We start from the raw sequence: 12,007 nt of genomic DNA, 5'->3' as shown, positions 1-12,007 counted from the left end.
TGGGGTGATGATGCCCCATTTTTGATTTTTAATGGTTAGGAGTAAAGAGGAAAGAGGAAAGAGTAGTGATGATACAATCGTGCACTAAAAAAGCTACATTAGACAAAACTAAAAATCACGTATTTTTTCGTGTTGATCAATAAATATTAAGTTGTTAATTTAGATTGTTTTAAGTGATCAAAAAGAGCTGTACTATGGAAGCAAAATACGGATTTACGAAAATGACCGTTTCAGAATTTGAAACCTGGATTTCCAATCTGAGAATTGGCCGGACAATTTTAAAAATTCAACAGCATCATACTTATGTACCCAGTTATATTCATTTTACGGGTAACAACCATTTTGACCGTCAATTGGCGATGAAAAACTATCATGTCAATCAAAACGGATGGCAGGACATCGGGCAACATTTTACCATTTTCCCGGATGGAACGGTTGTGACCGGAAGAAGTCTGGAAAAGTCACCGGCTTGTATTACAAACCAAAATGCGAATGCCATTTGTATCGAAAATTTCGGAAACTTTGATCATAATGGTGATGTGATGACGAATGTGCAAAAGGACGCTATTATAGCCATTACAGCGGCTTTATGTAAGCGGTTTAATCTTCCGGTTAATTCCAATACAATAGTCTATCACCATTGGTTTCGTCTGGATAACGGTGTTCGGAATAACGGTTCCGGAAACAATAAAACGTGTCCGGGAACTAATTTTTTCGGCGGGAATAAAGTACCCGATTTCGAAAACCATTTTGCGCCTTTAGTAAGAGCTAAATTAGGTGGTCATCCTATTAAAACCGATACTAGCGGTATTTTGAAATATGTAAGCGTAACGGCTAATAGTCTTAATGTGCGTACGCAACCGGATGCAGGAAGTGCTAAGGCTGCTGATCGTCCGGGTATTCCTTTGGGTGCTGTTTTGCGGATATATGAAGAAAAAGACGGCTGGCTGAAAATATCCAATACACAATCCAATTGGGTTGCTGCCCGATATGCCGTTGAGGTAAAAAGAGCGACCGTAAATGCTACGGTTTTAAATGTCAGAACCGGACCCGGTACCGATTTTCCTAAAGTTGACCGAATTGAAAAAGACCAAGAAGTTTTTGTTTTTGAAGAAGTAAACGGTTGGTGTAAAATTGATCTCGGTGACAAATGGGTTACCCGATCCTATTTGAACTTTTAAAGACAAAACAGATGGGAAAAGTGGGCGTTTATATTTCCGGATTAAGAATAAAAGTTGTTATTTTTATGAAAGAAGTCGCTTAAATCGATTAGGAAATCTGCTAAAGTATGATGAGCAGTAGTTTTTTTAATTTAAACTATTATAAATTTCTAAATTTTCCACCCATTTTCCTTTCTCTTTCTTATAAAAGGCAATTTGCTTATAGTTGCCTAAATTATCATGAGTAACAACACTATAAGCAAAAATACAAAGCGTACCTTTTCTAAAGAAAATCGGTTTGGAAAACGAGAAGGCAAGAGGCATTTTATTTTTAAGTTTTACAACAGCACTGGTAGCATTAAGTTTAAGATGTTCTTTAAGTTCGGATTTGACGGGCTGACTTTTTCGCAATAAGTAGGATTCAATTTCATTTTGATCAATACTTTCAGCGTTTTTAAGCAACTTCGGACTCCAGATATGATTTCGATTTGCGTCGATTTCATTTAAAATAAAGTTATATTCTGAATCCGTTAATTCAATACTATTCCTGTTATCTAGGTTGTAATCATAAAAGACTTTCCGGTTCAGTAACTCCTTCATCTTTTCCCAACCCCAACTTTCTCTTACGTAAGTAATAGAGCCTCTTTCCTGAACGATGATCTGTTCTAGGAATTCGGATTCTAACTCTGTTTTCGGAGAAGGAATAAAGCTTAAGGAACAAATTAGAAAAACAGCAACAAAAAAGAATATTCTCATTTGATAAGGAGTTATGTTGTGATTATTATGATTAACGTTTCGGTGTTGGTTTTAGTGTTGAAAATTAATTAAATAACTGAAAAATCGTATAAAATTGCTCGTTCGGAATATTTAAGCCCGTTGGATGTAATGAAAACCGTGCTATCAGAGGGTATCCCAACTTTTCATATGTAATGGTGTCAGTATTGATTTCGGTTTTAGCGGATTCAGATCGTGCAATAGTTCCAGATTGGTATAGTCAACGGAACCGTCGGTAGCTATTTTTGAAGCATATAATTTCCCTCCCATAGTAGCAATTATTCGGTTTCTATTATCAATATCGGCCCATTTAATGCCTTTTAGTTTTGTTTTCTTGTCCTTTTTGCCGACATAAAACAAATCAACATTTTTTCGATGTTCGACATGATAGAAGGTAATCATATATAAAGCCGTACTATTGGTGATTGATTTCTTCCAAAGTTTCGGAACGATTGGTTCGATACTTCTCCGGTCTATTGCCAACCAATGTTCGCTGACGTTTTTTACAGTTAATTGCTCGGTTTCTTTTTGAATAAAATCGGGATCATTTTGTTCGGTCCATCCGTTCATTTCCAACCGATGCTCGTGTAATAAATTGATATGTCCTTTCCATGGCGAGTATTCTTTTCTTGTATGAAACCTGGAAACGTTCAGGTCTGACGGCACGGGATATTCTTTATGTGCCTGTGTAGTATATAAGTTAAGTAATACCGTTTTTTCATCAGCAAATAATCCGCCTCCGGTGTCAAAAAGGGCATGGTCGTGTTCCCAAACGGTAAGCGCGGTCCAGAACGGCGGTTTGCATATGGCAGTTCTGTTGTTGCTGTTGTCTCTATAATCGCTGTTTTCAAAATTATCGATCGGGTAAATCAAGTATTTCCCGGAAGGCGAAATATCACAATTTCGCATCAGTACTTTTTTATTGATCCATTGTCCGGGTTCCAGCGTGTCGTTATCCAAATTCCAGATACTCATCTGGATCCAATCGGTTGGCCCGCGTCTAAAAACAATAGCGCTGTTAGTTATTCTTGATTTCAGGAAAAAAATCCTGGCGCTTATAGTACCTGACTGATTCAATTTGAGTTAATTTTTGTTTTCTATTCTTTAGTTGACTTATGCAAGGTACATAATTCTCTTGTTAAAATTTCGTGTCGTATCGTTTATGCCTAATACCAGTTTGGTTATTTGAGGTTAATTTAATTTATTTTTTAAGTTCTCGATAACTTTTACGGTAAGTCCTGTTAGCTTCGCAATATATTGGGGTTCCAATCCTTCTTCCAAACATTTTATTGCCATTTCTTTTCGACTAGCTATTTGACCGGTTTTAAGACCGGCTGTTACTCCGATTTCCTTTGCTTCCTTACGTATCTGTTCTTCCAGTTTATATCTTGGAACGTATTTGGTACTGTTTCTTAATTCGTCCATCAGTCCGACGTCGGCAAAGCTTAAATAGCTTTTTTCTGAAATGATTAAATGATCGATAACTTCGGTTTCGATAATCAGGCCCACTTGTATTAATCGGTCGGTAATGTCATTATCGGCTTCCGAGGGTCTGAGTTCACCACTTGGATGGTTATGACATAGAATGATTTTAACCGCTCGTTTTTGTAGCGCAAAACTAAATACTTCCATTGGATGGACAAGGGTTTTGTTTACGGTTCCTAAACTTATGAGTTCAATAAAAAGCACCATGTTATTGTTGGCTAATCCGATAACCCAAAAATGCTCCCGATTGAGATCAATTTTGTTTTCCCGAAGTAGTACTTGTTGCATGATTACATAGATATCGTCGGAATTAAGAATTTTGATTTTTTGTGCTTCTGTCAGTTTTACATCCATAAGGCTAAAATAAATAGGTAATACAATTAGATGGCGTATAGTTTATACCGACCGACTTTGTTATTTTGAAAGTCGGCTAACGGATTTATTTTTAAAGGTAGAATTTTTTAGGGAAGTAAAACGTGTGGTAAGATAAGTGGGAGTGAGATGGGGTTATTTGACCTGGCTTGTAATTCAATTTCTGTGTAAAATCTTAGTTATAAGTGATTTTATGACTAAAATGCCAAGCGAAATTTAGTTGTTATTTTTTTACTGACTTTAAAGTTTTCAGATGCTTTTTTGGATCAAAGTTTTCGGTACGCCCACTCTCAATTCCTTCTTGAATTGCATTCCTCAAGACAATAATTCTGTTTTCTTCTTCTTCCAATAGTCTAAGTCCGGCTCTAACAACTTCACTTACGTTACTAAAGCGTCCTTTTGAAACAGTTGATTCAATAAAGCTTTCGAAATGAGGTCCTAATGATATAGATGTATTTCGTCCCATGATTGTTCCTTTTTGGTAAAGTTACCAAAAATTGGTAATTGTGTGTTTTTTTTAACGTTAAGTTAAAGGGGAATTAGTTGTTATGGTTTGTGGTTTAGCGATGGTACGAAGTCATTTTAGTCCAGAGCCAATGTTTTTATATAAACTTTGTCTTTTTCTAATTCGTGATATTCCTCATTTTTTAAAAGCATAATTTGTTCTCTAGTAATGTTTCTACTCAAGCGTTCCTCATTTTCTACACGAATTGTTGTTTTTTGTAATAGTTTATTTATTGCATTATCTGTTCTTTCTCCAATTTTTACTATAAATAAAAATTTTAAATACTCAGATGTATCTGAAATTTGTCTTTTACCATTTAGTAGTTTCTGAGCATCTTCTATTAAGTGTTTGCTTTGCATTGATCCAAATTTTGAGCCATTCTTAACAGGAATATTACATTTCACTTCGGCAATTACCTTTATAAATTCGTTTATATATACTATATCATAGCCTTGTGAATTGGGTTCATTAGCATCAATTTCTTCTAAAATATGGTTAATTTCGGTTTGATGAAGTTTAAAATAACTTCCAATCCATTCTCCAGCTATAAGTGTCAACTTGTAAGTTAGTAAATTGTTTATGTCAGATAAAACGGCCTTAAGCTCTAAAATATCCTCGTTTTTTAAAGCTGTATAAAAATCGGCTTTTTGTCCCGTAAGTTTCTGTAAATGATTGTTGAGCTTTGTTTTGAATTTATTATTTCGACTTATGAATTTTTCCATTTTGTATCAATTTGTCGTTGGCTATATGCATAGGAACAGAAATTTGAGTATTTGTAGTCTCTATGAAGATAGAAATTTCTTGTTTTAATAGTTGATCATCTAAAATAAATGTGGAGGTTGTTGTGGTGGTGGTGGTATCCTTAGATTTTGTTATCGTTTATTAGTACTATTAGATTTTTAATTTCTGTTGAAATATTTTTAATTTGGATAATATTTACGGGCTCTCCAGTTGTATTCATATTGTATGCATATTTTGTTTCATAAGTTATTAAACCATTTATTTGTAAATAATCAATAGAATTTTTAATTAATTCTAAAACAGAATTTCTAATATCAGCCTCACAATAGTTTTTGTTTTTCAATTTTGTTAATTCTTCCCAAAGAAAACGTGTTTTAAACCTGATGTCTTTTAATGTCGTGACAGTATTATCATGATTTCTTACAAGGATAACTCCATTATTTTTTTTAACAAATCGATGTTGACCGAGAGTAGGTTTCTCCAGAACAGATTTATCATATAATGCCATTATTAATTCCTCGGATTTTTTTGAAAAATTTAGGTTATCTCGCATGTCAACTGTAATGAATTGCTGCATGAAAGCTGGAATGCTTTCATGGAAAGAACCAGATCTAAGTACCGGTACAAATTTTGTATTAGTCGCTATTTGGTTATAAAGTTCAGAGTTTATTAATGAATATTCAAAGCCAACACCATTTATTCTTTGTTCAGCCTTCTCTTTATATTTTGGCGTAAATATTATTATGACTTTATCCGATTTTGATACCGAGGTTTCCATAAAAAAATGCATATTTGAACCTGCGTTAAGTTCATATTGATCTAAAATCACATTAATTCCGTTATTGAAAAGAACTTCTGATAAGTCAAGAACCCATGCTTTATGTTCCTCGTTATCCCATGAATAGGAAATAAAAACATTTGGAGAGTGATATGAAATTTTAGTTTCCATATTATTTGAATTTTAATAGATAATTTTTGACTATTACTGATAGCATTGCATAGGTCTAGTAGTGGTAATTTGAAAAATCAAATGGATTTTCCAAAAAATATAAAGTTAGTTTTTGAGAAACTACTTTTAACTATAATTTTTATACTAATTCTTTAGTCTTATATTCTTCATCATTATTATCCTCTGTTTCGGTTACTCCTATTTTTTTATCTAAAGTTCTTTCAATAGCATTACTAACCTGTTCTAATTTTTTTTCAGTTTTTTTCTCTATGATTTCAGCTAATTTATTCAATCCAGGGATTTTTTGAACTTTTACAATTGTTTTATCTAACTTATTTGAATTTTCTAATAATTCCATTATAGGATGATCAGATTTATTATAATCTGAAATAAGTTTTCCAGGGTTTTCTGAATACATTTGTAAGAAATCTTGAAGTAATTTTAATTTTAGTTCTTTAGATATATTATCTTCTTCAAGATTATGTATTTGTCCTGATAAACCTTCAAATGTTTTACTTAATACTTCTTTATGTGCATATTCTTCAATTAATCTTTTTGATAAATTCATTTTTTTGCTAGAAGATATTGATAACCAAAGTACAGGGATGTATAGGGGAAGAATTGCAATTACTAATTTTGGAGCACGATTAATTATAACGTCTAAACTATCTTCACTAAATAAAGTAACTAAGCTAATTATAAATGGAATAATGGACACAGAAATCATCCCTGTAATGCCATACCCAAATTGTTCTTTATGCTTTCCATATGATATTACTTCATCTTCTTTTTTCTTTGAAAAAGCATGAGATAATCCTGCGGTAACTGCATTAGGTAGTAAACTTTCTATTTTTTTATTAAGATTAAAATACTTTTCTTCCCAATCCTTAATTTGTTGAGCTATTTTTTCACTATTTACCTTTAGGAGATTTGATGTGTTTTTAATAGTGGATGTTTCTAACTCGGTAAATTGTTTCTTAAATGAATTTGTACGTTCTTCTAGTCCGTCTAAAGAATCTTCTAACTCTTTTTTTAAGCCATTAACTTGATAAATATCTCCATATTCATCTTTATCCTCGTAACCTAAAATTTCATTATACAGTGTGTCTAGCTCAATTTTTCTATTATTGATTATTCTTATTAATTGTAATGACTTACTTTCATTTTCTTTTATTTTATTTACAGATGTTTCAAGTTCAATGATTTCTGTTTCAAAGTCAGGATGGTTTCTAATTGTTTCTTCGAATAAATTAATCGTAGAGTCTATGGAATCTATTTTTTCTTTTAATTCATATATATATGAAATTACTTCGTTATTATCTTCGTTAAATTTATTGAATGTAGTCTGAATTGAATTTGATTTTGATTCTATATCAGATCTTATTTTTTCAATTTCGCTATGTAATGCTTTTGTATCTTGTAATGTGGTTTTAACTGTTTCTAAAGTTTCATTAGCCCGATTTCTATACTCTGAAGTTTTTTTTGATGCTTCTTTAGCAACTTTTTCATATTCTGGACTTCTTTTGTTTGATTCTTCTAAGTCACTTTTAAGTTGAGAAATTCTATTGTTTAGTAAATTTTGATTATTTACTAACTTTTCATATGATTTCTCTAATGACTTAGTTTTGTTTATTAATTCTTTATTATCAAATAATCCCATTTCTATTAGATATGAAGTTAATATGTAACTGTTTTGTCTACTTGCTATATAAAAAACACTAAAATCCTATTTCTTAAACCTGAAAGAAAACAATTTACCCCTAACAACACAATACGTATTTATACCTAATTTTCAGCTTTTTAAATTTTGAAGTATAGCATTAAAAGCTTTAATGACAAACAAAATAACACGATTGAAATAATAAGTTTTTTCTTTCAAATATTTCCAATACATTTGTAGTTATTAGCAATAACGTGTTGTAACCTTACTAATTTGCAATACATTAGCAAAAATGAAAAACAATGAGTGAATTTTCAGGATATGAAAAGATGCCTAACAGTTTAAAAAAGCTGGGGCTAAGTGAAAAAGATTTTTCTGAAATGGAAAAATTAAAATGGGTCGTTACGGAGAAAGTACACGGGGCTAACTTTAGTTTTGTTTATCAAAACGGTACTTTAAAATTTGCGAAAAGGAAAGACTATCTGAAGTGGACCGATGATTTTTTTGGTTTCCAATTAGTGGTAAACAAATTAGAAGATAATATGCTTCGCCTTTTTGAAAAGTTAAGCAATGAAATCCCCGGAGAAAAATATATCGTTTACGGCGAATTGTTCGGTGGACAATATCCGCATCCGGAGGTTGCACCTATAGCCGATTTACACGCGATTCAAACCGGAGTGTATTATACACCGGCAATTGAATTCTGCGCCTTTGATATTGCGATTGAAAAGGGTTCGGATTCTAAATATTATCTGGATTATGAAAGTGCCGTGGCCTATTTTAATCAGTTTGGGATCTTTTATGCCAAACCGTTATTGGTCGGAAAATTTGCCGAAGCCATGAATTTTAATATCCGAATGAATTCCATGATTCCAAAAGAATTTAATCTTCCGGAATTAAAAGATAATTTAATTGAAGGTGTGGTGATCAAACCGTTTAATCAAATAGATCAGAGCACGCTTTTGTCGCGACCGATCGTAAAACTTAAAAACGCCGAATTTGACGAGGAAGATAAATTCCACGAAGCTGAAAAATGGTCGTTTGTTCCGGATGTGTCTTCAAAAACAGAAGATTTGTCTTTTATTGTGGAAGAACTAAGAAACTATGTTACGCAAAACCGACTGGATAGTGCCATTTCTAAAATAGGGAAGTTGGATAGGAGTGATGCGCTTCGGATTTCAGAAATTAAAAACGAATTTTTAGAAGATGTACTGGTTGATTTTAATGAAAACAACAATAATCTTTTAAATGATTTACAGCTTACCGAAAAAGAGTGGATTATCGAAAGAGTGGATTTTGAAATCAATAAAATAATGGCAGCAGCTAACGAATAAATATGACTATTCTAAAGAAGATAATAACATTGTGCTCCGTAATGCTGTTTTTTAGCTGTGGACAGGGTAATTCCCAGGTCGTTAAAAAGGATGATCCTCTGGCGGATTATTCCGGATTCTATCCGTATCAAAACGGATTTGCTACAGTGGGAATTAATAGGAAATACGGATTTATCGACAAAAAAGGACGCAATGTTGTCCCTTGTAAATACAACTTTGTTTACAGTTTTCATAAGGGTCTGGCTGTCGTCGAACTGGATAGAAAACACGGGATTGTTGATACAATAGGTCGCGAAGTAGTGCCGCTGAAATACGATTTTATCGGTGGTTTTGAAGACAGTAACAGGGCCATAGTGAAATTGAATGGAAAATGGGGCTATATCGATAAAAAAGGGAACGAAGTTATTCCTCTTATTTATGAAAGTTCCAATTACTTTTATGGAGATAAAACTACCGTTAAAGAGAAGGGGCAATGGTACATTATTGATACCCTGAATAACAGAAAACGGGTCCAATTAGATGTAGATGGACTGGGTTCTTTTTACGAAGGACTGGCTTCCATAAGACTACGCGGAAAATCGGAAGAAGGGTATATGGATATGCAGGGAAAAATTGTTATTCCGCCTCAATACCAAAGCGCATCTTATTTTTATAACGGTCTGGCCTGTGTGAAACGTGATGGAAAAAGTGGTTTGATAAACAAAAAAGGCAAAGTAGTGGTGCCGTTGCTCTATGACGGACATCTTCATTTTAAAGATGGAATGGCAGAAGTAAACATCAATGACCTGTATGGCTATATTAATACAGCAGGAAAGCTGGTTATCCCGATGAAATACACAAATTCATATGGCTTTTATGACGGTTTAGCAATAGCCAGAGTGTCAGGTAAATTTGGTTGTATCAACAAAAAAGGAGAAACGGTTATTCCGTTTATATATGATGAGATGTATTCCGGAGAAGGAAATTTTGCAGTGATGAAAGACGGAAAAGGATATTTTATCGATTCTAAGGAAAACGTACTGTTCCCGGGAGAGTACCAAAGTGTGGATGCCTTTAAAGACGGAGCTGCCCTGGTAAAACAAAACGGAATCTGGTTTTTTATCGATAAAAAAGGAAAACGGTTGTTTTAAACAGAAACGGAATGGATTTGTTTCGTACCAATAAATAAATGGCTTTAAACATAACCTTTTACTATAATTTTACCGCCATGATGTAACTTTATAGTTGCTGTAATTCAAATCCATATCTTTTATTCTGTTACTCAGACTATTTATACCGTCCCGCAGATAACCTTCCTGCTCTTCTTTTGAGAGTTGGTAGTAAACGTCTAAACCGATTCCGATATTTTTGCTAATTGAAACAGCATAGGTTAAATCGGGGTTTTTAAAGATTGTATAATCTAAATTTTTATAGTCAATTATAATGGGATAAGAAGGTGTAATTGATTCAATGTCGATTAACTCTTTTCGGATAACCCGATATCTTTTTTGCGCACCATGTCCGCCTGATTCTAAATAATAAAAGAAAAAAGTGTTGCATTTCTGACATTGGAAAATTTCACAACCGTAATACGGGTAGCGGTCTAACTGAATTTTAGCCTCTTGTCCCCAATACTGCGAATCCCATTGCTTTTCGTTGGGCTGAATTGCAATTTGTCCGATTTTAGTCAGGTTCGTTTTCAATTCTTCCGTTTCGTTATTCCATTCCAAAAAATCGGTATGGCCACCACAAGAATTGTTCGTTTTTGTTGCAGCCAAAAAGTGCAAAAGGTTTTGATCGTTTATTTCAAATGTTGTTTCCATAAAATTGTAGTTTACGTTTTGAAGCTTCGTGAAGTTGTTATTCTTCCCATTCGTAAAATTGTTCCAAATCCCATTTGTAGAAGTTACTGATTACATCAAAAAACGTTTGTCTTGTTGGGTTGACAGGTAGTACTTGTTTCGGGAAAATTCGATTTAAAAAAATAGTATAGTCCTTAACCAGTACTTCAAAGTCTTCTTCGCTCAGTTTTTCAATATCCGCAACACTATCCGGAAAAGCGTTACTTGCGATTTTATCCCGTATATTTTCATGATTTGGTCCGCTCCAGTTATCCCCATTTGTTTCCCAAATTGTAATGATTCCCAATAATCTTAGCGGATCTTCAGCAATAAAATCCCGGTTTTCTTTTATCGCCCAATACGTACCGTAAAGGTCATCACTTTGGTCCGGATATAAAAATATTTTGTAGCCTTTGGATTTTATAATCCGTAATGCCGAATTGTACGTATTTGCTTCTGCCGATAATCTGAAACCTATATTTGAATCCATATTTCCGATATTGATAAAATTGCTTTTGTTTCTAACGTTTGAGGTTTAAAAACGCATCAATTTACAAAATATTTGTAGTGAAACAAGCTACCTGAAAATCGGAAAGATTTAAAACAGCAATCGATTTTAATCGCAGTTGCATTATTTATAATGATCAAATACCTGTACATAGTTTTCCAGAACCGGATCTTGAAGCTGTTCGCAAACATATTCAAAGATACTTTTTATTAACTCCGATTCATTTGTATTTGTATAATAGCTATTTTGGAGAACGAGATGGATAGAAACGGAATCTTCCAGACTGATTTTTCTACTGATACCGTCATTTATTGTTATGCCTTTGGGGATGGATGGAGTAGTATAACACGCTTTAATCAGGTCCGCAATTTTGAATATCGTTTGATTGTCTTCAACTTTTTTATGCCAGGCCTTGCCGTTTTCCTGAAAGTAGTCCGATTTCGACAAGATCACGATCAGGTTATAGTGATCATCATTTTTTTTGATTTCGATATCAAGTTCGCCTTCAAGTGCGTTTAGATTTATTTTAATCATGTTTGGTTGCTGTTTGGATCTATTGTGTTAGAACCTTTGGGGATAATTTTGATTAAAGATAGAATCATTTTTAGAGAGAGTAACATAAAGTTGATAAATTATCTATTGTATCAAACTGCCTTCTGAAAATAATATTGGCTTAAAATGTGAAATTTGTAGTCGTTT

13 protein-coding genes are annotated in these 12,007 nt (G+C 33.3%); 3 read left to right on the top strand and 10 right to left on the bottom strand.

Annotated elements, in window-relative coordinates; genetic code table 11:
* Positions 1-194: 194 nt before the first annotated feature.
* Complete coding sequence (locus NOX80_RS16180; protein ID WP_256550840.1) at positions 195-1,181, top strand: SH3 domain-containing protein; 987 nt, start codon at positions 195-197, stop codon at positions 1,179-1,181.
* 126 nt (positions 1,182-1,307) lie between these two features.
* On the opposite strand, the gene NOX80_RS16175 is transcribed toward NOX80_RS16180, so the two are convergent.
* From NOX80_RS16175 to NOX80_RS16145, 7 genes are all read right to left on the bottom strand, one after another.
* Complete coding sequence (locus tag NOX80_RS16175) at positions 1,308-1,916, bottom strand: hypothetical protein (protein WP_256550839.1); 609 nt, start codon at positions 1,914-1,916, stop codon at positions 1,308-1,310.
* A 144-nt stretch (positions 1,917-2,060) separates the two neighbouring features.
* Positions 2,061-2,909 (bottom strand): hypothetical protein, encoded by an 849-nt coding sequence (locus tag NOX80_RS16170; protein ID WP_256550838.1) that lies wholly within the window; start codon positions 2,907-2,909, stop codon positions 2,061-2,063.
* 216 nt (positions 2,910-3,125) lie between these two features.
* Positions 3,126-3,773, bottom strand: coding sequence for a JAB domain-containing protein (locus tag NOX80_RS16165; protein ID WP_256550837.1), 648 nt, complete (start codon positions 3,771-3,773; stop codon positions 3,126-3,128).
* A 241-nt stretch (positions 3,774-4,014) separates the two neighbouring features.
* A complete protein-coding gene (locus NOX80_RS16160; protein ID WP_256550835.1) occupies positions 4,015-4,257 on the bottom strand; it encodes a type II toxin-antitoxin system ParD family antitoxin in 243 nt (80 codons plus the stop codon).
* Positions 4,258-4,373: 116 nt separating this feature from the next.
* Positions 4,374-5,018 carry a hypothetical protein gene (locus NOX80_RS16155; protein WP_256550834.1) on the bottom strand — a complete coding sequence of 215 codons (645 nt, stop codon included), beginning with the start codon at positions 5,016-5,018 and terminating at the stop codon, positions 4,374-4,376.
* 140 nt (positions 5,019-5,158) lie between these two features.
* Positions 5,159-5,986 (bottom strand): toll/interleukin-1 receptor domain-containing protein, encoded by an 828-nt coding sequence (locus NOX80_RS16150; protein ID WP_256550833.1) that lies wholly within the window; start codon positions 5,984-5,986, stop codon positions 5,159-5,161.
* A 139-nt stretch (positions 5,987-6,125) separates the two neighbouring features.
* Positions 6,126-7,646: a hypothetical protein gene (locus NOX80_RS16145; protein WP_256550832.1), complete on the bottom strand. Its 1,521-nt coding sequence runs from the start codon at positions 7,644-7,646 to the stop codon at positions 6,126-6,128.
* Positions 7,647-7,948: 302 nt separating this feature from the next.
* Between NOX80_RS16145 and NOX80_RS16140 the strand changes: the two genes are divergently transcribed.
* Together NOX80_RS16140 and NOX80_RS16135 are read left to right on the top strand one after the other, a co-directional pair.
* On the top strand, positions 7,949-8,980 hold the full coding sequence (locus tag NOX80_RS16140; protein WP_256550831.1) for an RNA ligase family protein: 1,032 nt from the start codon (positions 7,949-7,951) through the stop codon (positions 8,978-8,980).
* Positions 8,981-8,982: 2 nt separating this feature from the next.
* Positions 8,983-10,110 (top strand): WG repeat-containing protein, encoded by a 1,128-nt coding sequence (locus tag NOX80_RS16135; RefSeq protein ID WP_256550830.1) that lies wholly within the window; start codon positions 8,983-8,985, stop codon positions 10,108-10,110.
* 69 nt (positions 10,111-10,179) lie between these two features.
* On the opposite strand, the gene NOX80_RS16130 is transcribed toward NOX80_RS16135, so the two are convergent.
* From NOX80_RS16130 to NOX80_RS16120, 3 genes are all read right to left on the bottom strand, one after another.
* Positions 10,180-10,782, bottom strand: coding sequence for a hypothetical protein (locus NOX80_RS16130; protein WP_256550829.1), 603 nt, complete (start codon positions 10,780-10,782; stop codon positions 10,180-10,182).
* Between the two features lie 37 nt (positions 10,783-10,819).
* Positions 10,820-11,290, bottom strand: coding sequence for a hypothetical protein (locus NOX80_RS16125; RefSeq protein ID WP_256550828.1), 471 nt, complete (start codon positions 11,288-11,290; stop codon positions 10,820-10,822).
* 141 nt (positions 11,291-11,431) lie between these two features.
* Positions 11,432-11,842 carry a hypothetical protein gene (locus tag NOX80_RS16120; RefSeq protein ID WP_256550827.1) on the bottom strand — a complete coding sequence of 137 codons (411 nt, stop codon included), beginning with the start codon at positions 11,840-11,842 and terminating at the stop codon, positions 11,432-11,434.
* Between the last annotated feature and the right edge of the window lie 165 nt (positions 11,843-12,007).

The sequence above is a fragment of the Flavobacterium cerinum genome, from assembly GCF_024496085.1.
GTDB lineage: Bacteria > Bacteroidota > Bacteroidia > Flavobacteriales > Flavobacteriaceae > Flavobacterium > Flavobacterium cerinum_A.
The sequence above is the reverse complement of the archived record's forward strand: the minus strand, read 5'-3'. Positions and strand labels throughout refer to the sequence as shown.

Excerpts from the sequence above, each read along its gene's own strand:
- NOX80_RS16180 (WP_256550840.1), top strand. The coding sequence starts at position 195 with ATGGAAGCAAAATACGGATTTACGAAAATGACCGTTTCAGAATTTGAA.
- NOX80_RS16175 (WP_256550839.1), bottom strand. The coding sequence starts at position 1,916 with ATGAGAATATTCTTTTTTGTTGCTGTTTTTCTAATTTGTTCCTTAAGC.
- NOX80_RS16170 (WP_256550838.1), bottom strand. The coding sequence starts at position 2,909 with ATGAGTATCTGGAATTTGGATAACGACACGCTGGAACCCGGACAATGG.
- NOX80_RS16165 (WP_256550837.1), bottom strand. The coding sequence starts at position 3,773 with ATGGATGTAAAACTGACAGAAGCACAAAAAATCAAAATTCTTAATTCC.
- NOX80_RS16160 (WP_256550835.1), bottom strand. The coding sequence starts at position 4,257 with ATGGGACGAAATACATCTATATCATTAGGACCTCATTTCGAAAGCTTT.
- NOX80_RS16155 (WP_256550834.1), bottom strand. The coding sequence starts at position 5,018 with ATGGAAAAATTCATAAGTCGAAATAATAAATTCAAAACAAAGCTCAAC.
- NOX80_RS16150 (WP_256550833.1), bottom strand. The coding sequence starts at position 5,986 with ATGGAAACTAAAATTTCATATCACTCTCCAAATGTTTTTATTTCCTAT.
- NOX80_RS16145 (WP_256550832.1), bottom strand. The coding sequence starts at position 7,646 with ATGGGATTATTTGATAATAAAGAATTAATAAACAAAACTAAGTCATTA.
- NOX80_RS16140 (WP_256550831.1), top strand. The coding sequence starts at position 7,949 with ATGAGTGAATTTTCAGGATATGAAAAGATGCCTAACAGTTTAAAAAAG.
- NOX80_RS16135 (WP_256550830.1), top strand. The coding sequence starts at position 8,983 with ATGACTATTCTAAAGAAGATAATAACATTGTGCTCCGTAATGCTGTTT.
- NOX80_RS16130 (WP_256550829.1), bottom strand. The coding sequence starts at position 10,782 with ATGGAAACAACATTTGAAATAAACGATCAAAACCTTTTGCACTTTTTG.
- NOX80_RS16125 (WP_256550828.1), bottom strand. The coding sequence starts at position 11,290 with ATGGATTCAAATATAGGTTTCAGATTATCGGCAGAAGCAAATACGTAC.
- NOX80_RS16120 (WP_256550827.1), bottom strand. The coding sequence starts at position 11,842 with ATGATTAAAATAAATCTAAACGCACTTGAAGGCGAACTTGATATCGAA.